At 39.2% G+C, this 25,429-nt stretch carries 19 protein-coding genes; 7 read left to right on the forward strand and 12 right to left on the reverse strand.

The window, feature by feature from the left end; genetic code table 11:
- Positions 1-17: 17 nt before the first annotated feature.
- The 5 genes from HQN86_RS05970 to HQN86_RS05990 form a co-directional block, all read right to left on the reverse strand.
- Positions 18-794 carry a hypothetical protein gene (locus HQN86_RS05970; RefSeq protein WP_172660085.1) on the reverse strand — a complete coding sequence of 259 codons (777 nt, stop codon included), beginning with the start codon at positions 792-794 and terminating at the stop codon, positions 18-20.
- A gap of 4 nt (positions 795-798) precedes the next feature.
- Positions 799-4,137, reverse strand: a complete 3,339-nt coding sequence (locus tag HQN86_RS05975; RefSeq protein ID WP_172660086.1) for a TonB-dependent receptor — start codon at positions 4,135-4,137, stop codon at positions 799-801.
- Between the two features lie 123 nt (positions 4,138-4,260).
- Positions 4,261-5,250, reverse strand: coding sequence for a FecR family protein (locus HQN86_RS05980; protein ID WP_172660087.1), 990 nt, complete (start codon positions 5,248-5,250; stop codon positions 4,261-4,263).
- 92 nt (positions 5,251-5,342) lie between these two features.
- Positions 5,343-5,900 carry an RNA polymerase sigma factor gene (locus HQN86_RS05985; protein ID WP_172660088.1) on the reverse strand — a complete coding sequence of 186 codons (558 nt, stop codon included), beginning with the start codon at positions 5,898-5,900 and terminating at the stop codon, positions 5,343-5,345.
- A gap of 71 nt (positions 5,901-5,971) precedes the next feature.
- Positions 5,972-7,366 (reverse strand): S41 family peptidase, encoded by a 1,395-nt coding sequence (locus tag HQN86_RS05990; protein ID WP_172660089.1) that lies wholly within the window; start codon positions 7,364-7,366, stop codon positions 5,972-5,974.
- Positions 7,367-7,561: 195 nt separating this feature from the next.
- Between HQN86_RS05990 and HQN86_RS05995 the strand changes: the two genes are divergently transcribed.
- The 7 genes from HQN86_RS05995 (at position 7,562) to ppsA (ending at position 19,886) form a co-directional block, all read left to right on the forward strand.
- Complete coding sequence (locus HQN86_RS05995; protein WP_172660090.1) at positions 7,562-8,254, forward strand: alpha/beta hydrolase; 693 nt, start codon at positions 7,562-7,564, stop codon at positions 8,252-8,254.
- 711 nt (positions 8,255-8,965) lie between these two features.
- Positions 8,966-12,214, forward strand: coding sequence for a SusC/RagA family TonB-linked outer membrane protein (locus tag HQN86_RS06000; protein WP_172660091.1), 3,249 nt, complete (start codon positions 8,966-8,968; stop codon positions 12,212-12,214).
- Positions 12,215-12,243: 29 nt separating this feature from the next.
- Positions 12,244-13,710 carry a RagB/SusD family nutrient uptake outer membrane protein gene (locus tag HQN86_RS06005; protein ID WP_172660092.1) on the forward strand — a complete coding sequence of 489 codons (1,467 nt, stop codon included), beginning with the start codon at positions 12,244-12,246 and terminating at the stop codon, positions 13,708-13,710.
- An 18-nt stretch (positions 13,711-13,728) separates the two neighbouring features.
- Entirely contained in the window at positions 13,729-14,424 is a 696-nt protein-coding gene (locus HQN86_RS06010; protein WP_172660093.1) for a hypothetical protein, read from the forward strand.
- Positions 14,425-14,442: 18 nt separating this feature from the next.
- Positions 14,443-15,420, forward strand: a complete 978-nt coding sequence (locus HQN86_RS06015; RefSeq protein WP_216854330.1) for a DUF5007 domain-containing protein — start codon at positions 14,443-14,445, stop codon at positions 15,418-15,420.
- A gap of 127 nt (positions 15,421-15,547) precedes the next feature.
- Positions 15,548-17,050 carry an arylsulfatase gene (locus HQN86_RS06020; protein ID WP_172660094.1) on the forward strand — a complete coding sequence of 501 codons (1,503 nt, stop codon included), beginning with the start codon at positions 15,548-15,550 and terminating at the stop codon, positions 17,048-17,050.
- A gap of 172 nt (positions 17,051-17,222) precedes the next feature.
- Positions 17,223-19,886 carry a phosphoenolpyruvate synthase gene (gene ppsA / locus HQN86_RS06025; protein ID WP_172660095.1) on the forward strand — a complete coding sequence of 888 codons (2,664 nt, stop codon included), beginning with the start codon at positions 17,223-17,225 and terminating at the stop codon, positions 19,884-19,886.
- Positions 19,887-19,907: 21 nt separating this feature from the next.
- On the opposite strand, the gene moaCB is transcribed toward ppsA, so the two are convergent.
- From moaCB to HQN86_RS06060, 7 genes are all read right to left on the reverse strand, one after another.
- Entirely contained in the window at positions 19,908-20,855 is a 948-nt protein-coding gene (gene moaCB, locus HQN86_RS06030; RefSeq protein WP_246269446.1) for a bifunctional molybdenum cofactor biosynthesis protein MoaC/MoaB, read from the reverse strand.
- Complete coding sequence (locus HQN86_RS06035) at positions 20,818-21,258, reverse strand: molybdenum cofactor biosynthesis protein MoaE (RefSeq protein ID WP_317171657.1); 441 nt, start codon at positions 21,256-21,258, stop codon at positions 20,818-20,820. Before HQN86_RS06035 ends, moaCB begins: the two co-directional genes overlap by 38 nt.
- 10 nt (positions 21,259-21,268) lie before the next feature.
- Positions 21,269-21,502 (reverse strand): MoaD/ThiS family protein, encoded by a 234-nt coding sequence (locus HQN86_RS06040; protein WP_172660096.1) that lies wholly within the window; start codon positions 21,500-21,502, stop codon positions 21,269-21,271.
- Positions 21,503-21,569: 67 nt separating this feature from the next.
- Positions 21,570-22,748, reverse strand: a complete 1,179-nt coding sequence (locus HQN86_RS06045) for a molybdopterin molybdotransferase MoeA (RefSeq protein WP_172660097.1) — start codon at positions 22,746-22,748, stop codon at positions 21,570-21,572.
- Positions 22,749-22,754: 6 nt separating this feature from the next.
- On the reverse strand, positions 22,755-23,735 hold the full coding sequence (moaA, locus tag HQN86_RS06050) for a GTP 3',8-cyclase MoaA (protein WP_172660098.1): 981 nt from the start codon (positions 23,733-23,735) through the stop codon (positions 22,755-22,757).
- Complete coding sequence (locus HQN86_RS06055) at positions 23,732-24,322, reverse strand: nucleotidyltransferase family protein (RefSeq protein WP_172660099.1); 591 nt, start codon at positions 24,320-24,322, stop codon at positions 23,732-23,734. The genes moaA and HQN86_RS06055 overlap by 4 nt, the downstream gene beginning before the upstream one ends.
- Positions 24,319-25,428 (reverse strand): XdhC family protein, encoded by a 1,110-nt coding sequence (locus tag HQN86_RS06060; RefSeq protein ID WP_172660100.1) that lies wholly within the window; start codon positions 25,426-25,428, stop codon positions 24,319-24,321. Before HQN86_RS06060 ends, HQN86_RS06055 begins: the two co-directional genes overlap by 4 nt.
- Position 25,429: the final 1 nt, after the last annotated feature.

Consider the following 25,429-nt stretch of genomic DNA (forward strand, 5'->3'; position numbering starts at 1 on the left):
TATAAAGATAGGCCGATTTAATTCATAAATAATGCGTTTACCTGCACTTGGTAGGGTTTGCCGTCAGTACCCACCATATTCGCACCTGATGCTTCTACAGTCTGCTCATTGATATATAAGGTGATGATATTGTAAAAGATTCCATTATTATAATCGTTAATATCAACAACCCCAGCAAAACCTTCATGTAAAGGTTGTTTTGTTGTGGAATCGATAATATAGAATATGAGGTAGCCGTCGCCAGTTACAGGAGTAAAGGTTTTGTAGTTAGTGTATCCTCCGAAGTTAGAGCTAACGTTTTCAATGGTATCCAGATCAGCAAAATCTCCAAGATTATTGTCAAACATTTTTATAATGATATCTACGTTTTTCGGTAAACATTTTTGCGCGAGATTGGCAATTTTAATTTTCATAAAACCTTCTTCGGGTTTCGGCTCATTTTCCTGGGTATTTTCAACTAATGCTGGCTTTGCCTCAGATGAAGGTTGAAACAGTACTAAATTCTTGATGCCGTTCTCTTCAACAGTAATAATTGTATCAGTTAATACCTTGCCTTTGTCGTCTTTAAAACTCAATTTGCCTTTTCCAATGGGAACTTTGATATTTTTAGTGAGATCAAGTCCCACCGAAATTGTGGTTCCGTTATAATCGATGATCAATGGATTAACCAATGTTTGATTTCCAAAATTTATTTTTCCAAATCGCTGAGCTGTTAGTGCAATTTCCTTCTTGCATGCAAGTAGGAAACAACCTAGTGACAGTGTTAAAAGGATTATTTTTTTATAGAATGACATGCCTTTAAAAGTTATAAGTAAAAGATAAGTTGTAGCTGCGGCCGTACTTAACCCGGTAGCGTAATAAGTCTCCTAATTCAGGTTCGTACCTGTCTGTTCCCTTTAGTTTTTTGAAAGGCTCTAATGAATCGGAGGTTTCTGACCAGGAGTTCGCGTTGGTATAATACTCGTCTGCTGCGTTGAGTATATTGCTGATGTTCAGTTTGATCTCCGCCTTTTGTTTAAGAATTCTTCCACTCAGCTGCAGGTCCAATAGACTTCTAGGCCGTTGAAATTCCGTAGCAGAAGGAGTGGATACGATATAAGAACGAAAACCGGACCTGTTGAAAGAAACATTTGTCCCGAAATACTTGGACTGATAAGCGAGTCCCGCATTGATAATGTATGGAGATTGACCAATTAATGGTCGCTTTAATGATTGTATTACATCAATATACCGAGGTGCGTCTTTTGGTTTATCCGGATTAAAATCAGGATTTTCCATCTTTTGAAATGTTTTTATTTCGCTCCAAATTACCGCAGCGTTTCCATACAAGCTAAAATTTTTCAATTCTTCGACAATGATACCCAGAGATTTGCGCCATTCCATTTCAAATCCATAATTTATTGCAGAATGCTGATTTTTATAGGTCAAAGTAGTTTGAGTTGCATGAGGTGTTTCATTCACCAGCTCCGCGGGCTTGTCTAGTTTTTTGTGAAATGCCGATATGGAGATAATTTCATCGGGATTAGGATAGAACTCATAACGAAGGTCAATATTTTGTACGCGGGTGCTTTTAATATTGCCTCCAATAATAAATGCCTGTAATAGAGGATCAGGAAAACCATAAACCTGGGTTTCTCTAAAATCCGGACGTATGATCGTTTGGCTATATGCACCTCTAAAGTTCATTTTTGAAGTCAGACTGTAAATCGCATTCGCAGAGGGAAGAAAATACCAGTTTTTTTCACCTGTTTGTTCTGGGACCGTGCCTTGATATATTTTGTCTGGAAATTTTTGTTCTTCCTGCTCTCTTTTTCTTATCTCGGCTTCCTGTTTATTCTGTAGATTGAAGTTTTCAGCACGAACTCCATATACCAGGCGCAACTTTTTGGTAAGAAGCTGATCCAGCATTAAATAACCTGCGTGATATTTTGAATTTGCCTTGCTGATGTCTCCATTCCCAATATCAAGCCAGTAATAGGCTTGATTTAACCCATAGCCTACACGCTCTGGAGTTAAAAGGTCTTCATATTTATCTATATAATCAGGGGCACCTACCGGCTCAGCATTTCTACTCTTACCGTATATTTTTGCAATAGTTACATCCTGATTTCTTTTTTTGTACCAGCCGGTATATCCTGTTTTTAACAAACTCTTCTCGTTCAAAAAATTAAATGGCTGGCTTAAATTCAAAGACCAGTTTAAATCATCCTGATTCACTGCACTCCATAAACGATAGTCACCAGAGTAATTGTCTTTCAAATCGTCCACCGCCATTACATTGGGTTGTTGATAAAACTTTCCAAGCGTGTTTTTCATTTGGAGATATTTAAAACTCCTGAGGTCTTTGTGTGCCTGATTTAAATGGGTGTAAGCTCCACTCCAGCTTAATTTAAATCCATTGCTACCTATAAGGTGTTCACCTTCTATTTTATGCTGATTTATGCTGCTGAAAACAGGATCAACAAGATTAGTCTGGAACAAACTCTGTTGTGAATCTTCTAATAAAATTGTTTGGTAAAAATCCTCATTGAGCGTTTTTGTATATAAATTCCTGAGGTTTAATTTGAATTTCTCACCTTGTATACCTCCATTTAATACTGCACCAATTGTGGTATTGAATATATAGCCTGTACCACGGCCAAGTGTATCAGGAGATTTAAAACCATCAATAAGCGCCCCAAAACTTCTGGCCGATTCAAATTCATTGCTTTGCTGCGTATTACGATATGTCAACCCACCGGTAAAGCCAATTTTAAGTCCTTTTTGTTCATTAATCTCGTATACACGCCCTAAAGTAAAGCGGTAGTTTTGATTTGGGATTGCCTGGTTTTTGTAAATCGCAAATGACTTGTTGTCGAATTTTTTACTTTGTTCAATAGCGCCACTGTAGCCGGTTTTATATCCTGTTTCGTCTGTATGCTCTATTCTTGGGTCGTCCTGCCGATTTGCAAAGCTCCACGAAACAAGACCGGCAGGCTTTTCACGTCTGCCATCATCAAATGCAAAATAATCTTTATTTGCTCTTCCTCCGGCAGTTAAAAAATCTTTTCCGGTAGTTTGAGTGTTCCCACCGCTTCCAAAGCTTAACGTTAAGAAATTCTGATCGGGGATACTTAATGTATTTACAATAACTTGTCCGCCAACAAACTCTGAAGAAACATCAGGTGTTGCTGTTTTATTTACCACAACACTGGCCACTAGTTCATTAGGTATCAGGTCAAAAGAAAAATTACGCCTGTTCATATCTGTATTGGGAACTACAATTCCATCTATCATGGCCTGATTGTAGCGCTCTGTTAAACCACGGACAACCACATACTTATTATCAAGAGTTGTTACACCACTAATTCTTTTTAACACAGCACCTACATTATTGTCGGGTGTTTTTGCAATTTGCTCGGCTGAGATACCATCGGTTAATGATGCTGCATTTTTTTGCTGGGCATAAAGTCCGGCAATTGATTCTTTTTTATAACTACCCTGTACAACCACCTGTTTCAGCATTTCATTAGCTGGTTGCATAGCGATGCTAAGCGGTGTGGTTTTGCCTTCCTCAACCAGTATCCCTCCAATACGTTTTGCCAGATAACTTACATAGCTTACCTCTAAAGTGTAAGTTCCCGGATCAATGCTTATGGAATATGTGCCATCAACACTACTTTGAATAACCTTTCCGTTCTCTATTATTTTTATACCAGCTCCAGGCATAGGCTGTCCCTTTTCGTCAATCACCTTTCCTGTGATCTTGCCTTGCTTAATACGCTTTATATTGGAAGAAGCTTTGGAATACCTTACCGAAATGGAGTTGTTAGCAAGGGAGAATCCAAATCCTAACGGAGTCATTTCTGAGAGTACTTTCCCTAAAGGTGCTTTTGTATAATTGAGGCTTTCCAGTTCAACCTGTTCCAGCATATCATCATAGTAAAATTTGTAATTTGTTTGCTTATTCAGCTCCTTAAGAAGGGCAGAGGCCTTTACTTTTGTAAAATGAATGCTTACTGGTATACTGATATCTTTATATGCCTGAGAAAATAAAGGTGTGGCGAACAGAATAAATAAAAATGAGAGGTTGAATTTAAGGCTGTTAGGTTTTTTTTGTATGAATTTATCCGTTAGGATATGAATCTTAAAATGCATATTTTTGTTACAAATTTTTTACTATTAGTATGAAATTTAATTTTTAGTAGCGGGTTGCTCCCGCATTGTAAAGTGCCGTTTTACCGAACGGCACTTTCTTTTTGAGATTTAATTTTTAGTAGCTTATTTCTTCATTAATCTGTAGTTTAAACTGTCAGTTTTCTTAAATTTTAATTGGTGAATAAATGCAAGGTTTTTTAATGTTTCATCAACAGTTTGATTGCTGAAATCTCCGTTAACTGTAAATGAAAGTGTGGCTTTGGGATTGAAGTCAATCCTTATTTTGTAATAAGAGCTAATTCTAAATAAGGCCTCATTAAGGGAAGTATGCTCAAAAAGTAATTCTGGTTTGCCAATTGGATCATTAACAACCACATCAAACCTACTCATGTTTCCACTGCCATAATTGTATTCGTAGGCCTTGCCTGGGGTAAGGAATACGGGTGCTTGTTTAGATGCCTTGTTCCTCGGTTTGATGACTACTTTTCCGGTATAAAGGCTTACTTTTTCCCACTGGTAACTCTCATTGTATTGAACGGTAAAAGAAGTTCCTAAAGCTGTAGTCTGTAAGTCTCCGGATTCTACACTAAATGGTTTACTTGGATCTTTTTTTACTTCAAACAATGCCTTTCCATTTGTAAGAAAAACGCGTCGTTCTGTTTTTGTGAATGCTTTAGGATAGCTAAAAGTTGATCCGGAAGAGACTGTAACAACTGAACTGTCCGCCAGAATCAATTTCTGCATTTTACCAACGGCAACATTTACCGTAATAAAAGTTTTTGTGTCCTGTATATAATTGAAATGTTGATGACCTTTAAACCCTCCAACAAGTAAAACTATGGCTGCTACAGCTGCGGTGATTTTGTAAATAAGCTTTAGTGGGTGTTTTTTTTGTGCAATCTGACTAGAGAGACTATTTTTTATATTTGACAAGGACTCATCTATGTCTACAGGTACTTCTCTGACATTTAAAGGCTCTAAATCAATATCCTCTTCCAAAAGTTCCTGGTGTGCTCCGGATTTTATCATCATCCAAAACTCGTCAAGCTCTTTAGGCGTTAATGTTCTGTTCGCAAATTTTTCGAGCAGTTCTTTTCTTTTATCGTTATCCATTGTATATTATTCAGACAGTTCAATTCACTGCCTTTACATGAATATATACAGTACAACTTGTGGGTAAGGGGGGCTTGAGGGTAAAATATATTTTAAATATAGTCTCCCGTCTTATTTAATGCTGAAAGTGTTTGCGATGCTTTAGATAAGTGGTCTTTTACCGTTTCTTTTCCAATAGAAAGATGTGAGGCGATTTCGGCATAAGACATACCGCCAAATCTGGAAAGGAGGAAGACTTTTCTTCTTTTTTCTGGCAAAAGCGCATGTACATGATCAATTAAGAGTTTAAGGTCAATTGATGTATCAAGGTCATTGCATTCCTGTTGATTTTGCTCGTTGTGCTTGCAATCGGAGCTATACCGCTCTTTCATTTTCTCATCTCTGGAAACTTGCTCCAGCCAATTGTAAAATATGCTTCGTGCAATTTTATTCAGGTAATTTTTAATACCCTTTTCAGGCTCTATATTACTTCTGTATTTCCATAACCTCATAAAGGTGTTGTTCACCAGCTCTTCGGTGATTTCCTTCGATCGAGTGTTTTGATAAAAGAACGACCATATGGAGCGACTAAATACGTCAAAAACTTGATTGAAAGATTCTTCATTGCCATTGATGAAGCCCTCCACAACTTTGTGTCCTAAGTTTTTCATTGGTCATTTAATATAAGGGTTGATGGTACACAAAAGTATTTAAGGCACCTCATAGTTAAGTTAACTTACAATTATCTATTTGTTAATCCTTTAGGTGGGCTTTGCACTTTTGTAACACTAACAGATCTACCGATCTGATCTATCATGTCCCTTGAATCGAATAGTATCTGGATGTTGTTCTGGCTTAAGGACGATCTTTTTAGTGACTCTCCTGCAATTCGACCGATTGCGGTTTTTATCAACGGATCAGCCTGATCACCAAAAGGGATCAAATCTTCGCTGAATTCATCTACTGTGATATCAGGGTTTAGGCCAGTGGGGTAATTTCCTTCACTATTGCTATTAAATAATTTAAATACCATAGGCTCTATGCTCCAATTGGCCAAAGTATGGGTATTCTCGTTCTCCTTGATCTGAAAGGAAGCCATGTCTTTGCCCAAGGTTTTCTGCCCGACCTGAATTACGCTTAACCAGGGTCTTAAACCCTTAATCAAAAATTCAGCTGCCGAAGCAGTATGGTTTCCGGTTAAAATGAATACCTGTTTTATTTGTAGGCGCATAGAAGCTATTTCTTCAAAACTGAAATTGTATCCTGCAGAAATATTGGCTATCGTACTGGCAAAATTTTCCCTTCTTAAGGGGGCATTCTTATTACCCCTGTACTCTATAAATACGTCAGATGCCTGAACCTGTGCAATAGCGGCTGCCATTACCGCGCTCATGGCAATATCTCCTCCTGGATTGTATCGAAGGTCTAATATGAGTTCAGTTGCATTATTTTGTTTAAAATAGGCAAAAGCATTCTGAAGGTCATATTTTGATCGCCCTTCGAAAGAATTTAGAAACAGATAGGCAATAGATTTACCGGCACTGCTGATGATTTTATATTTGTATACAGGATTTTCAGCCACAATTGCTGCTCCGAGAATGAGTTCTTCTCCTTGCTGAAGTTTTAATACTATTTTACGCTGTTTAATGCTTGCGGCGATGAGGTTAGGTGCATTTATAGCCGACGGAGTAGTTTGATTAATACTTAGAATAATACTTCCTCTTTTCAGCCCATCGTGCTCTGCTATAGTGCCAGGTACAACTAAAGTCACTACCGTCTTAGTTTCTCCCGAACTATCGCGATAAATCGCTAGGTCAAATCCGAAATTATGTACCAGTGAGGGATAGTAGCTTTCTGGCAAAGTTGGATTGACTAATTTCGAAAATCTGTCTTCAGTACTTTTAATTGATGAAAAAAAATCCAAAGGAGCTTTAGTAATTTCTGGATTAGAAGGTAGACTATTTTGCCAATAGTAGTATACCCGCATGCTGTCTAATACCCAGCTGTTGATTTTTTCGTTGGAACCTGCAGGGTAATCTGGTTTTTCTGGGTCAGATTTCCGACAAGCAATAAATTGCAGTGAAAGCAGGAGCCAACTAATACAGAATATGCTGAATTTCTTGCCAGAGATTGCCATTTCACTACTTTAAATCGTAGATGAAGGTAAATGATCCGGATTAAGCGAGGATTAAGTTACGGTTACGATAGTTATTCTAATTACAATAAGTTAAAAAGGGAAAAAATTACAATCCTTCGGGAAGACTGTCCATTCCTAACCCAGAATTTATGGTGCAACTTTGTATTGTTCAATCACTCATAAAAAAATAAAACGATGGAAAATTTAAATGTTAAGAATGTTGTTCTGGTACATGGCGCATTCGCTGATGGTTCTGGTTATAAAGCACTTTATAACGTATTGACAAAAAAAGGTTTCAATGTTTCAGTGGTACAAAATCCATTAACCTCACTTGAGGATGATGTCCTTGCTACACATGTGGCGCTTGATAGAATAGGAGGACCAGCTATTCTTGCTGGCCATTCATGGGGTGGAGCTGTAATTACCGAAGCAGGGAATCATCCAAATGTGGCTGCACTTGTTTATATCGCAGCATTCCAGCCAGATAATGGAGAATCAGCTTTGGAATGGCTGCAAACTGCTCCGCCAGCACCAGAAAACGGCGTTTTGCCGCCTGATGAAAAAGGTATAGTTTATTATGATAAAGACAAATATCACGCAGGTTTCTGTGCGGATATCGATGCTGAAGAAGCTGAGTTTATGTATGCCTCTCAGGGTGCGTTTTATGCAAAGGGTTTTGTAACTCCAATTACAGATGCTGCCTGGAGAAATAAACCTTCATATGGATTAATTGCAACTGAAGATAAAAGCATCAATCCTGAAATTCAGCGAAATATGTACAAACGTTCAAATACCGTTGTCGAAGAAGTTAAAGGGAGCCACGTTATTTTTATGTCACAACCTGAACTTGTTGCAGAAATGATTGTTAAGGCGGCTGAAAACGCATAGAAATAAAATCAGGAATATTTACCCGTATACCGGTTAGCCGGTATACGGTTTTTTATAAATGGATTGTTTTGTCTTTATAAGCAACATGCTGCCATGTCTCCAAACGAATTTCAAAGTTATAAATACGGTCAGTAGCTTAGGTTTTATTGAGATATTCCTAATAGATATTCTGTTGCTAATGACAGTAAATATTCTATTAAGTTTAATTGTAGTGTTATTTTGTTGCTTTTATTTTGTTAAATAGAGTATTAAATTCTTGTATAGCATATATTTTTACGCTTTTTTATTTAATTTATTTTGTTTTTTATTAGTTTTTGAAGTTTTTTTATTAAAAATATCAAAATAAATACCAGTGAATTTAAAATTATATTACTTTAGCTTCATGAAATAATTGAATTGTTGGGTATTGTATTCTTTGTAGCCTGATTTTCGTTCAGATTATTTAAAAACCAAACTTTTTTTGCTCACTTTTTGACATTTAAGCCAAATTAGTTCTAAATAGCTAAATCGTTTTACCTAAAAATTATCAACATATAATAATAAACCGACTATTAAACAAATAAATCTAACTAAAACAATTTAGCCTATGGAATAACCTAACAATCAAAATTAAACCAACCAATGGAAACTTTAATGTTTCAAACCAAACCAATCAATCTGAACTCCTGGACTCCTGATGACAAATAGGGAGCAGGTATTAATTTAAAATTCATGAATGCAATTTTATATAAGAATAAAATACTAGGCGTAGTAATGCTATTGCAGATAGCACTAGGAACTATATTTTTTAGTGGCTACGCCCAATCCACCACAGCAATCCATATTAACGGTGTCGTTAAAGATGCAACCGACAATCAGCCATTACCAGGGGTGTCGGTAATAAATAAGAGTACCAACAACGGCAGTTCTACAGACGATCAGGGGCGTTATTCAATAAACATGCCTGTTGGAAGTACAATCGTGTTTCGTATGCTTGGTTATAAAGCAAAAGAAATTGTAGTAAAAGCCGGTGATACCAATATCGAAATTCAGCTGGAATCTGATCAAAAGACGTTAAATGATGTAGTTGTTATTGGTTACCAGAAAGTTTCCAGAAGAAAGGCCAGTGCTGCTATAACCTCGGTTGATCCTAAATCTATTGCTGATGTTCCGGCGCCGTCCCTAAGTACCTTATTGCAAGGTCGTGTTGCTGGATTAAACGTGCAGAACTTTTCAGGCGAACCAGGGGTAAGAAGTACTGTTGTATTGCGCGGAAATACCGCCGTGAGCAGAAACATCGACAATAATCCCAATTCGGCTTCTGGTAAAGCCAGCTTGGCCAGAGCGATTAGCGGACCGCTATATGTAGTGGATAACGTAATGCAGAGTACGGAGGATATTGCGGCTTTGAATTTTGGTAACGGAACCAGTACAGATGTCTTAGCAGGTATACCTATTAGTGATATTGAGAACATCGATATTTTAAAAGACGCATCAGCTGCAGCAGTCTATGGATCTCGTGGAGCCAATGGAGTTATTCTTATCACAACAAAAAAAGGATTAACCGGAAAAACGCAAATTAATTTCTCTACCTACCATGGTATTACAGAACGCCCAAACCTTGATAAGGTACTGATAGGAGCAGAAGAAGGCCGCGCAAAAATGGAACTGATCAACCATTATGGAACGTATGATAACCTAAAAAACATTCCTCAAATACTTACTGATAGTTTAAACAGTGCTTTTAATAATGCGAATGACTATAGAGGCCAACTTTATCAGACTGGTAAAGTGGATAATTATGATCTGTCATTTACCGGCGGTACAGAGCAATTTACTTATCGTTATGGGTTAAATTATTATTCTGAAGACGGTATCATTAAAAAATCAGGTTTCGACAGGTATAGTATCAACAGCAGAATGGGCGTAAAGCTTGCCCCTAAATTGGAGGTTGGTGTTCAAATTCGCTATAACCGTCTCGACAGACCAAGATCTGTTAGTGATTTAAGTGGAGGTAACAGCCCTTTTAATGGAGGATACTATGCAAGCAGTCCACTGCCATCTTCAAATCTTTTTCTCCCTGATGCAAATAGAGATTTCATCTTTGGAAATACAAATATCCAAACAGATGCCAATACCAATAACAGCTTAAGCATAAGTCCGACCATCGATTGGAAAATCTCTGACAAATGGTTATTTAACACCATCATATCTTATGAAACTGCAAATAGCAGAAAGGATACTTTCACACCAGGAACAGTTCGCAGAAGTGGAACAGGGTATGCAACGAGCTTTGTAGACAATTCTGCAAACTATTTGATGAGCAATACCATTCAGTTTTCGACCACTATTAATGATACCCATCATTTAAATTTACTTGCCGGACAGAATACTGAGTTCCATCAATACAGGGCAACATATGCCGAGGCTGATGGTATACCTAACGATCAGATTAGTGTAGTAAAAGTGATCAATAAAATGGGTTCTTATGCCTATTCAGATTTGATCGAAAGCGGTATCCAAACTGCCTTTTTCAGAGCTAACTATGATTTTAAGGGGCGATATCTGTTCTCGGGCGTAATAAATGCCGATGCATCATCAAAATTTGGTAAAGGTAACCGGGTAGGTTTCTTTCCATCATTCTCCGCTGGATGGATCGTTAGTGATGAACCTTTCATGAAAGCTGCCAGCTCCTGGTTAACCTTATTTAAAATTCGTGGTAGCTATGGTATCACAGGCAGACAACCGGATGGTGGCGATAGTTACCTATCGTTCAATACCTATAACGTTGGGGCGGGCAGTTTCCCGGGTAGCTCAAACCCATCAACAGGTCAAAACGAATCGAATACGTATAATGGAGTTCCTTCAGTGTCTCCAAACTTTTCAGGAGGCTTGTCAAACAGTGAACTTACCTGGGAGCATTCAAAACAAGCGAATATTGGTGTAGACCTGACTTTTTTAAATGGCCGATTTAATTTTGTGGCCGATGCTTATGTCAGAAATACGACCGAGGGAATATTTACACTTGCACTCCCTATTACTACAGGTTACTCAACTATAACTTCAAATGCCATTGGTACAAGAAATAGTGGTATCGAAACTCAATTCATTGCTCATTATTTCAATCCATCAAAAGCATTTCAGTGGGAAACCAATTTCAACTTTGCTTTCAATAAAAATCTGATCACATCGCTGCCAAATGGTGGCCGGGATATCTATTTAGATAAATTCCTTTTGCGACAAGGGCAGTCTATCAATCAGTATAATGTATTTGAGCAAACGGGCATATATGCCACTGATGGAGATGTTCCTGTAAATCCCATCGACGGAAGTGTGCTGAGCTTTTATGGATATCCTTTTAAAGGTGGAGATCCAATATGGAAGGATCAGAACGGAGACGGAATTCTTGACGCTACAGATTATGTACCTGCCGGGAATCCAAATCCAAAAATGACAGGAGGTATGGTAAATACCTTCAGCTATAAGAATTTTAGCCTTTCCGTATTTGCGACATTTACGTTAGGACGAGATATCTATAACGATTACCTGGTAGGAAAGCTCTCGCATTTAGTACCAACAGATGATGGTGATCCTGATCCTTTGCACGCATTAAGCAACAATGCATTTCCATATTTAAATGGCATTAATTACTGGCGGAATCCGGGGGACAATGCAAATTATCCTTCTTTAAGTTCATTCTCTGGCACGCGTTACAAATACGCTGCAGTAAGCTCTCGATGGGTTGAAAACGGATCTTATATCCGTATAAAAACGGCCACTTTAGCCTACGCATTTAAGCCAAAAGTATTACAAAGACTATCATTAAGCAGGCTAAGGGTGTATGCTATGGCAGATAACCTTCATATTTTTCAATCGGCCAATTTACCGGATGCTGAGCAGGTTGATGCCTTTGGTATTTACAACGGCAGCGGTTACGCCATACCTAAAAAGTATACGATAGGTCTGGAAATAGGGCTTTAATAGTTTTATCATTTATTAAATATGAAATCATGAAAATACATTTCAAAAAACATATTACAGGGCTTGTGCTTTTAATACTAGTCATCAGCTCTGTTGCTTGCAAAAGAATTCTGGACCTCGAACCCCATAATTCGACCTTTACCGGAGCTTATTTTACTAATGGACAAGATGCAAATAGTGCCATTTCCGGAGCATACTCTTCTCTAAGACGGGTATTGCTAAACAATTATTCGTGGCATGTGTATGGTGATGCGCCTTCAGGTGAATTTAGCATCAGATCTGATAGGGACAATCAAAATTATAACATTTCAAATGGAGAATTTACTGGTTTAAACGTAGGTTCCGGGAACTGGAACTGGCAATCTTATTATCAACTGTTACAGCAGGTAAATTTGATAATTAACAAGGTTCCAGGTATCGCTATCGAGAAATTTACCAATCAGGATGATAAGAAACGTATCATAGGAGAAGCTTATTTTCTTCGTGCTTTCACTTATTTCTACATGAGCAGAATATGGGGCGATGTTCCGTTAAGACTTGAACCTGATCTTGATATTAATCAGGCAAAAAATATTCCTCGTACACCTGCGGCCGAAGTGCTTGCTCAATGCATCAAGGATCTTGAACTTGCCAAAGCTAATCTTGTTTTTGGTTACAGTGATGAAAATCAAAGAGCTGTAAGGGCAAATAAGGGAAGTGCACTTGCTTTGGAAGCACACATAAAAGCCTGGACAGGAGATTATGCAGGGAGCGAAATCGCTTCGGATGATGTAATTAAGAATGGAGGGTATGCTTTAAGCGACTCTACAAACTATTCAAAAGTGTTTATCGGTAAATCTCTTGAGGGAATCTTCGAGATCAACATCAGCTATGGACAAAGTGAAGGTATTTCTTTAAACGGAGGAGGGTATGCCCCAACTCTAAGAAGACCTTATGTAGCCAACAAGGCAGATATTCAATGGCCTGTAAATACCTCTTACATCAATAAAATCTATAAAGATACTACTGATATCAGGTATAGAACTTTCTTCTTCCAGGCGCAGTCGTCAGAGGGTCAGACCATTAAATTCTCTAATGTAACCTACGCCGATGGTTCGGCAAAAAATGATCCGAGGCTATCCAATAACCTGATCATATTCCGTTTGGCAGATATTTATTTGCTACGAGCAGAAGCGTTGAACAAATTGGGTCGTGATGGAGAGGCGGTTATACTGCTCAATGCCATCAGAAAAAGAGCTAAGGTTGCTGAGTATGTCGGGGGAGGCACAGCTTTGGGCACAACAATCCTAGAAGAAAGGCTTCGTGAACTATATTTCGAAGGCCAGTCTTACTACGATATGGTAAGAACCAAAACACTTCCTACCTATAACGAACGCTTTAAAGACCAGTTCATGAATGGCACTCCTGAAGGTGGCTGGTTATGGCCAATAGATCCTGGAATGTTCAAAGACGACTTTACGTTAACACAAACGCCATACTGGCAAGGAAGGCTTTAATCATTAAATGAATCAGATATGAAAAAATTAATTATGATATGCATTGCAATAGTCACAGTGGTTACTGTTTACTCTTGCAAGAAAGATTATGTGATCGGTGGTAGTCTTTACAACCCTAAGGTTGATATGACCACATACGATTATCTAAAAACCAAAAAGCTGTTTGATACGCTCATCATCATGGTAGATCGGATGGGTCTAAAAGATGAAGTAAACGCCAGTGGGACGGTTTTTGCTTTAACTAATTACGCTATAAGTAATTATGTTAAAGCAAAACAGGCACATCTGCGTATTAAATTAAATGATGAGAACCTTGTTTTTACATTCGATTCTTTAAAGCTCCCAGAGCTGAAGGATTCTTTGAGGGCTTACTTGTTTAAAGACAGACTCCCCGTAGAGGCACTAAGTGAAGTGGGGAAATTAAGGAAATCTAACGATGGGGAATTCAGGTTAATTCAGGCCATTCCAACAACAGATTATACCGACCCTAACATCTTCCCAGTTAAACCAAAATATGTTTACCTCACTAAAATAGTTAAAAAGGAGGATGGAACGGGTACCATTCCTACTGACTCTACACAACTCCCATTGGTTGATCCTGAACAATTGCTGCAGGCACGTGTGCAAACCTCAGGAATTATTACCAACACCGGTGTGATACATGTGGTAAATAACAACCACACGTTTACTTTTTTCGGTGATATCAAGAATTAATGATTTTAAGCTAATAATATGAAAAGATATATAAAACTTATAACATTTGGCTTTGTAGCGATGGGGATCATATTCTCTTGTAAAAAAGTCGAAAACGGTTTTCTCAGCAATCAGATCAGATACCGGGATAGCCCAATAAAAATTCAAAAAGGCATAACAGTTCAAACTAAGCCGGTAGACAATGATGGCTCCAGTGCACCGGTAACTTATGAATTGTTAGATATTCGTGATGCGGTTACAAAAAAACATGCAGAACTATTATATACAAACTACGAGCGGTATATTTTTATCTCTCAGTTTGATGTGAATAGGGATACAACTGTTGAATTGCTAAATAAGCACAGGCAATTATTAAATGCACCGCCGGTTGAATTTAATACACATACTGGAGCATTTACTTTTTATGGAACAACTGCAAATGTGGCTGTTGGGACCTATGAATTTGATATTCGGGCAACCAATGAGAATGGTTCAAAGGATTTTAAAAACATTGGCCAGTTTTCTTTATATGATGGGCCCGTAGCGGAGCAATCTGCAGGGGGCGGTGCGTGGTTTAAGGATGGATCCAGTGCGTCTGGGGATATTGGAGAGCCAGAAGTTAAGATTAAAAAGACTTCCAACGAAGGTACATTGATTATTCTAAAAATAGTAGATAAAAACGGCACTCCATTTAATCCAAAGAAAAATGAGTTCATCAAACGTGGAGACAGGAATAGCTTTGATACTTTTGCCAGGTTCCATCCCCTCGTATTAACAGATTCTACAATGGCCTGTAACTTTGAAGTAGTTCCATTCCCGCTTGTTGCGGGCCCTCCTGGACAGGGTTATACCATTTATTACAGAATTCCAGGCAACTTTGCCAAACTCGACCCAGGTCTTACTCCAACTCCAGACCGAGGCTATAGCATTAATCCGCGATTTACTTTCCGAATCTATCAGGAGGGAACTTACGAGGTAACGGTTAGAATTAAAAATGCCACAAGAGATGTCTTGTAGCAAGTAGTGTACATCAAAAAAGGGTGCCAATATTTCTTTGGCACCCCTTAATAAGAAACTCCGATCGACTTTTCTTGACCTGGTCATCTTCATTATTTATTACTTTAGCTATTAAAGTATTTAGAGGATGAACATTGTCAAGATAAAAAACATTGTAGTTGCACTACTGTTGCTATTTCCTGAACTCGTCTTTTCGCAGGGAAAGGCACAACAAAAGAAACCAAATATCATTTACATCTACGCGGATGATTTGGGTTACGCTGAGATTGGCCCATACGGACAGAAAAAGATTAAGACTCCTAATTTGGATAAACTGGCCAAAGAGGGGATGAAATTCACTCAACATTATACCAGTACACCAGTTTGTGCGCCCGCCCGTTGCATGCTAATGACTGGCAAACACGGTGGCCATTCTTACATCCGTGGTAACTATGAAATGGGCGGTTTCCCAGATAGCTTGGAAGCCGGGCAGATGCCATTGCCCGAAGGAACATTTACGATTCCGAAAATGTTAAAAGAAGCTGGTTATGTCACAGCTCTAACCGGCAAGTGGGGTTTAGGAATGAACAACACAACAGGGTCACCCTTAAAGCAAGGATTTGATTATTATTATGGATACCTGGACCAAAAGCAATCCCATAATTTTTATCCCTCTCACCTTTGGGAAAATGATGAGAAGGTTATGCTTGATAATCCTTATATGTACGTCCATAAAGGTCTCGATTCTACAAAAGCGACCGATAAGGATTTTGATTATTACAAAGGCAAAGTGTATTCGCCAGACATAATGACTAAAAAGGCTGTTCGTTTTATTAATGAGCAAAAATCGAAGCCGTTTTTCTTATACATGCCTTATACTATTCCACATGTTTCGTTACAAGCACCTGATGAATATGTTAAAAAGTATATAGGGCAGTTCAATGAGTATCCTTACTACGGACAACAGGGATACGCACCAACTAAGTACCCATATTCAACCTATGCTGCTATGATCACTTATCTGGATGATCAGGTTGGGATTATTATGGCCGAAATTAAAAAGCTAGGGCTAGACGACAATACGATCATTATGTTTTCAAGCGATAACGGAGCCACATTCAATGGTGGGGTAAATGCTAAGTTCTTTAACAGTGTCGATGGCTTGCGTGGATTAAAGATGGATGTATATGAAGGAGGGATCAGAGAACCATTTATTGCCAGGTGGCCTGGTAAGATACCAGCAAATACGACCAGTGATTTTATATCTGCACAGTTCGACATGATGGCTACTTTTGCCGCGATAACGGGTACAAAACCGAATAATACAGATGGTATATCTTTACTGCCAACATTGTTGGGGAAAAATAAAGAGCAGAAGCAGCGTGATTATATCTATTGGGAATATCCTGAAAAGGGTGGGCAACTGGCAATAAGGATGGGGGATTGGAAAGGGGTAAAAGTAAATCTTCGCAAGAATTTAAATAGTCCTTGGCAAATCTTTAACCTGAAAACAGATCGGAACGAAACAACAGATATTGCTTCAGAACATCCTGAATTAACCAAGCGTTTTGACGAGATCGTTAAGAAAGAGCATCAAGTTTCTCATTTGCTGGAATGGGAGTTTTTGGAAAATAAATCTGGGAAAAAGTAAGCTGGAGTCGATTTAAAGTAGAACCCCGTATGGTTGCTATTATGCTCTGTTTGTATAGATAACGTTGATACTTTTCTCATTATTGCGCTTGAAAAAATATAGTTGAAAAACGGCATTTTGATACGTTATAACTTATATTTTTGGCTTTGCACATCTCTAAAAAGCCATCAGTATGATACCGGATAACAAACTCAACTCAGCAAAAAAGCCAGGAAAAACGAACACAAATGTAATTGGTTTTCAGTACATCGACAGATCAAGTTTTATGACTGTAGGAGGGAAGGGCGCCAATCTGGGAGAGCTCGTTGGAATCAAAGGAATAAGGGTGCCGGAAGGTTTTTGCGTGACCACTGAAGCGTATAAAAGAATAACTGAAAATAATCAGAAGTTTAACAGTTTGCTGGATGAATTAAGTGATATTAAGGTAGAAGAGCGAGTTAAAATCAGGGAGCTTAGCAACAAAATACGTAAGGTTATCGAAGGAATATCCATTTCTGAAGATATGGAGAAAGAGATTGTGGGATTTCTCACAAAGTTTGATGAAAAGGATGCGTTTGCTGTACGATCTAGCGCAACGGCGGAAGATCTGCCTTCCGCATCATTTGCCGGGCAGCAGGACACTTATCTGAATATTATTGGTAAAGAGGCAGTCTTAAAATACATCAGCAAATGCTGGGCGTCACTGTTTACAGATAGGGCTGTAACTTATCGTTTGCAGAACGGATTTGATCACAGGAAGGTCCACCTGTCGGTTGTTGTTCAGAAAATGGTTTCCCCGGATGTAGCAGGAATTATGTTTACAGCAGATCCGGTTACCTCAAACAGAAAAATAGTATCTATTGAGGCCAGTTTTGGATTGGGCGAGGCATTGGTTTCCGGAATTGTGAATGCAGATAATTATAAGGTTTCTGAGGGCAATATTATCGATAGGAAGATATCCAATAAGAAACTGGCTATTTATGCCTCAAAAGAGGGAGGCACGAAGGAGCAGGAAATCGGGCCAGATCAGCAGAATGCCCCGACGCTGACGGATGAACAGATTCTACAGCTGGAACGTATGGGTAGAAAAATCGAAGCGCATTTCGGTAACCCACAAGATGTCGAGTGGTGTTTGGTGGACGATACGTTTTATATTGTGCAGAGCCGGCCCATTACGACCTTGTATCCGATCCCGGAAGCGAATGATCAGGAGAACCATGTTTATATATCTGTTGGTCATCAGCAAATGATGACTGATCCTATGAAACCACTTGGATTGTCCCTATGGCAGTTAAGAGCTGCCAGGCCTATGTTTAAAGCTGGTGGAAGGTTGTTTGTAGATGTTGCGGATAGCCTTGCTATGTCTACTGCAAGGGAAAATTTATTAGAGGCGATGGGACAACATGATCCGCTCATAAAAGAGGCACTTCTGACCATTACAGAGCGGCGAGATTTTATAAAATCGTTACCAAATGATGAAAAAGCACCTATGCCGGTTAAAAGTACTAAGGGGATATCGTCCGCGGATATTTTGGCGCAAGTGGGAAACGACCCTGCAATCGTTGCTGACTTGATTAAACATAATGAGACATCGGTAGAAGCGCTAAAACAAAACATCCAAACGAAATCAGGAACGGATGTGTTTGATTTTATTCTGGAAGATATCCAGCAATCAAAGAAGACAATATTTGAGGCACAACATATGGGTGTGATCATAGCTGCAATGAATGCTTCATCCTGGCTCAATGAAAAGATGAGCGAATGGCTAGGTGAAAAAAATGTGGCAGACATGCTTTCTCAATCCGTATCAAACAATATTACTTCGGAGATGGGTTTGGCACTATTGGATGTAGCGGATGCAATCCGCCCTTATCCGGAAATAATTGAATACTTGCAACAGGTAAAAGCAGATGATTATCTGGACGAACTTGCTAAGTTTAACGGTGGACCAGACGCCCGTCACGCTGTTGACGCATATCTCGATAAATATGGTATGCGATGTGCCGGTGAGATTGATATTACCAAAACCCGTTGGAGTGAAAACCCTACTATACTTGTCCCTTTAATTTTGAGCAATATTAAAAACTTTGAATCTGGAGCCGGCAAGCGAAAATTTGAACAAGGACGACAGGAAGCTCTGAAAAAAGAAGAAGAATTAGTAGGCCGATTGGTATCATTACCAGATGGTGAACAAAAAATCAGGGAGACAAAACAAATGATCAGCCTGCTCAGGAGTTTTGCAGGTTATCGCGAATATCCAAAATACGGGATAGTTAATCGCTTCTTCGTTTATAAGCAGGCTTTGCTGAAAGAAGCGGAACAACTTGCAAAAGCCAACATCATTCCAGATAGGGAAGATGTTTACTATCTTACCATTGAAGAATTTCGCGAAATGGTACATACCCATAAGCCAGACAACCAGCTCATCGGCAAAAGAAAAGACGAGTTCAAATCATACGAAAAACTAAACCCGCCAAGGGTGATCACATCAGACGGCGAAATTGTTTCGGGTAAATACAAGCATGAAAAAAAACTTCCGACCGATGCTATTGCAGGTCTGGCGGTTTCTTCAGGAGTGATAGAGGGTAGGGCACGTGTAATCTTAAATATGGAAGATGCAAACCTGGAAGATGGAGATATATTGGTTACCACCTTCACGGACCCCAGCTGGACTCCCTTATTTGTATCGATAAAAGGTCTGGTTACAGAGGTTGGCGGAATGATGACCCATGGAGCAGTAATTGCACGCGAATATGGATTGCCGGCAATTGTTGGAGTAGACAATGCTACAAAGCTGCTCAGAGATGGTCAGCGCATTAGGCTGAACGGAAGTGACGGATATATAGAAATACTTTAGGGAAAAATCTGGACAAAAGGTTTAATGTTTTTGCCCCTTATTGATCTTAAAAAGGTGCAATAATTGTGGAAACAAGGCCGACATATATTCCTCTACCGCAGTTTTCGAACCTGGAAAGGTGAGTACAAGTGTTTCGCCTATAAATCCTGCAACACCACGGGATAACATGGCGTAAGGCATGCGTTCCTGACCATATCTTCGTGCTGTTTCCATAATTCCATCAATTTTACGTTCAATTAAGGGGCTAATGGCTTCTGGCGTAACGTCTCTCGGAGAAAGTCCGGTACCTCCTGTAAAAATCAGGAGCTGATGTTCAATTCCGCAGAGTTCAATAGCCTTTTCTTTGATACTGTCAACTTCATCTGGAAGGATCTCATATTTGATTGTTTCGATGCCAAGTTGCTCCAATAATCCAATAATGGCTTTTCCTGATGTATCCTGAGCCTTACCTGCAAATATAGAATCAGAGCAGACTACTACAGCTGCCTTGATATCTGGAAACTGTAAATTCTTGAGGTCAGATTTACCACCGGATTTTTTTAGCAACCTGATATTTTGAATCTCAACACCCTTATCGATGGGTTTGAGCATATCATACATGGTGAGGGCAGTAATGGAGGCACCATGCATGGCTTCAACTTCTACACCTGTTTTGTATATAGTATGCACTTCAACAGTAATATGGATGTTTAGTCCATCAATTTCGTAGGTAATGGAGGTATATTCTATTGGAAGGGGATGACAATCAGGTATGAGGTCGCTCGTTTTTTTTACACCCAAAAGTCCGGCTGCACGGGCAAATTCGAAAACATCGCCTTTGGGTATTTTTCTTTGTTCAACGGCTGCAATGGTTTCCGGTTTAGATACTTTTACTGTAGCAGTTGCAATAGCTATTCTTAGTGTGCTTGATTTTTTTGTAATGTTTACCATATTAGCTATTCTCTTTCCATTGATGTGTATCGTCTTCAAATATTTCTTTGCCCCAAATTGGCAGTTCTGCTTTTAATCTTTCCACGATTTCTGCACAGGCATCTATTGCCGGTTTGCGGCGTGTAGATGAGGTAAATACAAAAAGACAGATCTCACCCGCTTTTATTGTGCCCAGGCTGTGGTAAACATGCATGCAATGAAGTGGGTATTTTTGAAAAATATCTTCCCTGATCTGATGCATTTTTTCTAGTGCCAGCTCCTGATAAGCTGTATACTCAATTGCTGCCACAAGCTTTCCTTCAATTTCATCTTTCCGCACCTGTCCCATAAATATGCTATGGCCGCCAATAGTTGTTTTAACGCTGTGTTTAGAAATGCTCTCAGCTATGAACGCAGGTTCGATCCTTCCGTCAATGAATATGTTTTTTACTTTTCTTTCCACTTCTATGGTATTATCCTCCTGAAAAAGGTGGCATTATGCCTACTGTATCTTGATTTGAAATCGCCGTATTCTCCTGAACAATATCCTTATTCAGGGAAAGCTTATATTTCATATTGCTAAGCAATGGAAATGAGGTTTCCAGATAAGCTTTTAACTCATCGGTATTGCGGATGTCAGAGATCTCGATCTTCTGATGTGCTATAAATTCGGATATTTTTCCAAAACTGATGATCTGAATTTCCATAATGCTAATTTACCCTTAAAATGCTGATTTTGCTAATAAATTGCAAGATAACCACCCAGCTATGGTCTTAGTTAGGTAATTGCATAATGGTTACAACATCTCCCTGTTTGAAATCCTGCTGTTCTTCGGGAAGATAGATCAGGCAGTTAGCCAGTGCAAAAGAGCTTAACCGAAACGACTCCTGAGCATTTAATGGTGTTGCCTTGCCATTTTTGTAACTTCCCTTAAGGAAATGGGTAAGGCCAGCCGGTTTTTGACAGTCGTGCGTCAGTTCGGCACTTATTTCTTTTACACTATTTTCTTTGTGCGAAATTGCTTTCAGAGCCGGCAATACATAATTGTAATAGCAGTTAAGAACCGAAGATGGGTTTCCCGGTAAACCAAATATCAGTTTTTGATCTTTTTTTCCGAAAAATAATGGTTTACCTGGCTTTTGCTTTACTTTATGAAAGATCTGCTCAATCCCACATTTCTTTGAGGCTTCCAGTACAAAATCGTAATCTCCTACGCTCACACCGCCGGTAAGCAGAACAACATCATGTTCCTGTAATGCTGACCTAAGCACATCTGTTAGTATTTCCAGATTGTCATCAGCCTCTGTTACTTCAATTTCAGTGATTCCTTCATTTTTTATTGCGGCAGTTAAAGAATAGGAGTTAGATTCATATACCTGACCAAAATTAAGCTCCATGCCAGGTTGCTGAAGTTCTTTACCTGTTAAAATGATGGCTACCTTAGGCATCGGGAAAACTTCCACATCCTGAATGCCAATTCCAGCCAGAAATCCTACAGCAGCGGGGCCTAGCGCGGTTCCTTTTTGCATGGCAAGTGCTCCGGCTTTAATCTCCGATCCTATTTGACGAACATTTGCTCCGGGCGACAGCTTTGGATCCTGAAGCGTGATCTTATTTCCCTGTCTACTGATCTTTTCCTGCATCACAACTGTATCCGCACCTTCAGGCAGGGGAGCTCCGGTAAAAATCCTGGTGGTTTGATTGGGGTTAATGGACAACAGTTGGCTGGTGCCAGCGGCCATTTCCCCGATCATTTCTAATTCTGATGAGGAATCCTGATAAACCAAAGCATATCCATCCATAGATGATTGTTTGAAAGCCGGAATATCATAGCGCGCATAGATATCTGCAGCTAAAATGTGTCCTGAAGCCTTTTTTAGACTTAATTTTAGGGCTTGCAACGGTTGAGTATGATCTGAAATCAGTTGTTTTGCCTCGTTAACGCTTATCATTTTAAATTATCCTCCTATGGTAATCATACTTCTGTTCTTGATGGAATCCGCATCCAGTTTTTCGAAATGCTCAATAAGCTGTCCGCCAAGTTCTTTTTTCTTACTCCAAATAGAAGATTGGATCAATGGAAGAATGTCTTGATTGTTTCTTAAAGGACTCAGTAGGTCTGTCTCTCCATCAGAGAACAGGCAATTTTTGAGCTTTCCATCAGCAGTCAACCGCATCCTGTTACAAGTACTGCAAAATGGTGCTGTCATGGTGCTTATAATGGCAAAAGAACCTTCGTGTCCCGGAATCATGAAACTTTTTGCTGTATCGTGTGGTGCGGCTTTAACCGGAAGCATGGTGAAATCTTTAGCTATGGTAGCCAGTATTTCATTAAGAGAAAACATTTTATTGCTGGTCCATTTATTCCCGCTGAATGGCATAAATTCAATGAACCTGATTTGGATGGGATTATGTTTTGTCCAATCTATAAAATCTTTAATTTCATTATCGTTGAGCCCTTTCATCACTACCATATTTATTTTAACAGTAATTTTGTGATGTAAAAGCAGTTCTATATTGCTACGTACCTGATGGAACAGGTCTCTACGTGTAATGAATAAGAATTTTTCTGGCTGAAGAGTATCTAGACTAATGTTAACTGTTTTAATGCCACCTGCAATTAGTGCAGGGAGCATTTCTGCAATACGCGTTCCATTGGTGGTGATCACCAATTCTACAGGAAGCTTGCCTAAAGCAGTTATGATCGCGGCTGCATCTTTACGCACCAAAGGCTCTCCACCGGTTAACCTGATTTTTTTTACACCCTGTTCTACAAATATTTTTGCAAGCTGAACAATCTCTTCTGTCTGCATCAGCCTTGAAGCTGGGGTAAAGTCATATTCTTCCTCTGGCATACAGTAGAAGCAGCGGAAATTGCAGTTATCAGTAAGTGATATCCGCAGGTAATCGTGCACTCGTCCAAAAGAATCTGTTATCATTGGTGTTTGATTAAATTGTTGTAATCTGTTTCTGTATCTATATCTATATGTCCTAACTCAAAGGGGATAATTTCTGTATCCTCCATGTTTAATTGTACAATACTTTTTGCCCCTGTATTGCCGGTAAGAGATAAAAGCTTTTCAAAGTATTTTTTACTGAATAGGACAGGAGTACCTACCGTTTCAGCATAACTACTGGCAATGATGCCTTTACTACTCAGCTTACGCTTTTGAAGGAGTTTCTCAAAGACTTTTGAAGTAATGAAAACCTGATCCGCGACCGCAATGATTACGTTTTCTATTTCCTTTGATTGATTCCCTATCGCAGACATCCCTGCAGCAATACTCGAGGATATTCCTGTTTGCCAGTTAGGATTGACAATATAGGCAATTTCCAGGTAAGTGTGATGGTTTAATATTTCTTTTGAATAGGCACCAAGAACCACAACAGTTGGTATAATGGGTATTTTTAAGGCTTCTTCGGTTACTAAATCCAACAGTGTTTTGCCTTTATACTTTAAGAGTTGTTTGGGCCGACCCAGCCGGCTTGAATTCCCTGCTGCCAATATGATGATCCCCGTGTTCATAAATTAGAATAGACATGTATTGGGCTCCTTTTTACTTTCAGGGAATTTGCCGAAGCACCCGAAAAAACAGATTTAATTTCTGCAACAATCGAGATAGCGATTTCTTCTGCAGTTTCTGCTCCGATATCAAGGCCAATCGGTCCATGTACCCGGGATTCGTTTTCCGAGGTATTCCTGTCCAGTTCACCGAGCATCCTGATCAGTTTCTTTTTAGGTCCAAGAATACCAACGTATGGCGCATTGGTGTCTAGAAGAAGATTCAGGAGTTCAAGATCATAATTGTAATTGTGGGTCATCAGCACGAATGCTGTTTGTTCATCTATGTGGACTTGTGATAGAAGTTGCTCCGGTTTGCTGACCAAGACCTGGTTTGCATTTGGAAAACGTATTGTTGAGGCATGAGCGGGTCTGCCATCAGCAATCGTTACCTCCCATCCTAAAAGATAAGCTACCTCTGCCAACGGTTGTACATCGTTTCCGGCACCAGCAATAACCAAAGAAATGGATGGCCGGATAAACTCTAAAAACCCGTCTATATTTTCTTCAGGCGTTTGATAATTACTGAAAACCGAAGTTTTATTATCCCATACCTTAGCCACATCATCCATTATTGATTGTTTTATTTCTACGGGGATATTAGATTGGAGGCTATCTTTTCGGTAAAGCATACTTGTGCCAGGTTGCACTTTTGAATCTAGAGCGAAAAGTGTGACCAAAACCGCATCCTCACGTTTCTCGCTTAAGGCAGCTAAAATGGCAACTGGATTGAGTTCTTCCTCTTCAACTATCGGTTCAAAAAGGATATGGACAATGCCATTGCAGCCTAGTTGTACACCAATCTTTGCATCCTCTTCATCGGTTGTATCATAAGTGATGAGCTTGTTTTCCTGTTGCACAATAGCCGAAAGTGCTTTTCTCAAGGCATCACCTTCCAAACAGCCCCCGCTAATGGCGCCTGTAAGTTGTCCATCTTCTGTAATCAGCATTCTGGCTCCTGGTCTGCGATAGGAAGATCCTTCTACCTTTACTACGGTTGCCAGTGCTGTCTTTTTGTTTGCCTTCAAAGCTTTTTGATAGGCCTTAAGTATGTCAGCAATTTCTTTCATC

The sequence above is a fragment of the Pedobacter panaciterrae genome, assembly GCF_013204795.1.
GTDB lineage: Bacteria > Bacteroidota > Bacteroidia > Sphingobacteriales > Sphingobacteriaceae > Pedobacter > Pedobacter panaciterrae.

What these genes read in the sequence shown, in the direction of transcription:
- ppsA (WP_172660095.1), top strand. Translation starts at nt 17,223, where the DNA reads ATGATACCGGATAACAAACTCAACTCAGCAAAAAAGCCAGGAAAAACG.
- moaA (WP_172660098.1), bottom strand. Translation starts at nt 23,735, where the DNA reads ATGATAACAGATTCTTTTGGACGAGTGCACGATTACCTGCGGATATCA.
- HQN86_RS05985 (WP_172660088.1), bottom strand. Translation starts at nt 5,900, where the DNA reads ATGAAAAACTTAGGACACAAAGTTGTGGAGGGCTTCATCAATGGCAAT.
- HQN86_RS05990 (WP_172660089.1), bottom strand. Translation starts at nt 7,366, where the DNA reads ATGGCAATCTCTGGCAAGAAATTCAGCATATTCTGTATTAGTTGGCTC.
- HQN86_RS05980 (WP_172660087.1), bottom strand. Translation starts at nt 5,250, where the DNA reads ATGGATAACGATAAAAGAAAAGAACTGCTCGAAAAATTTGCGAACAGA.
- HQN86_RS06010 (WP_172660093.1), top strand. Translation starts at nt 13,729, where the DNA reads ATGAAAAAATTAATTATGATATGCATTGCAATAGTCACAGTGGTTACT.
- HQN86_RS06015 (WP_216854330.1), top strand. Translation starts at nt 14,443, where the DNA reads ATGAAAAGATATATAAAACTTATAACATTTGGCTTTGTAGCGATGGGG.
- HQN86_RS06060 (WP_172660100.1), bottom strand. Translation starts at nt 25,428, where the DNA reads ATGAAAGAAATTGCTGACATACTTAAGGCCTATCAAAAAGCTTTGAAG.
- HQN86_RS05995 (WP_172660090.1), top strand. Translation starts at nt 7,562, where the DNA reads ATGGAAAATTTAAATGTTAAGAATGTTGTTCTGGTACATGGCGCATTC.
- HQN86_RS06000 (WP_172660091.1), top strand. Translation starts at nt 8,966, where the DNA reads ATGAATGCAATTTTATATAAGAATAAAATACTAGGCGTAGTAATGCTA.
- HQN86_RS06020 (WP_172660094.1), top strand. Translation starts at nt 15,548, where the DNA reads ATGAACATTGTCAAGATAAAAAACATTGTAGTTGCACTACTGTTGCTA.
- HQN86_RS05970 (WP_172660085.1), bottom strand. Translation starts at nt 794, where the DNA reads ATGTCATTCTATAAAAAAATAATCCTTTTAACACTGTCACTAGGTTGT.
- HQN86_RS06045 (WP_172660097.1), bottom strand. Translation starts at nt 22,748, where the DNA reads ATGATAAGCGTTAACGAGGCAAAACAACTGATTTCAGATCATACTCAA.
- HQN86_RS06040 (WP_172660096.1), bottom strand. Translation starts at nt 21,502, where the DNA reads ATGGAAATTCAGATCATCAGTTTTGGAAAAATATCCGAATTTATAGCA.
- HQN86_RS06005 (WP_172660092.1), top strand. Translation starts at nt 12,244, where the DNA reads ATGAAAATACATTTCAAAAAACATATTACAGGGCTTGTGCTTTTAATA.
- HQN86_RS06055 (WP_172660099.1), bottom strand. Translation starts at nt 24,322, where the DNA reads ATGAACACGGGGATCATCATATTGGCAGCAGGGAATTCAAGCCGGCTG.
- HQN86_RS05975 (WP_172660086.1), bottom strand. Translation starts at nt 4,137, where the DNA reads ATGCATTTTAAGATTCATATCCTAACGGATAAATTCATACAAAAAAAA.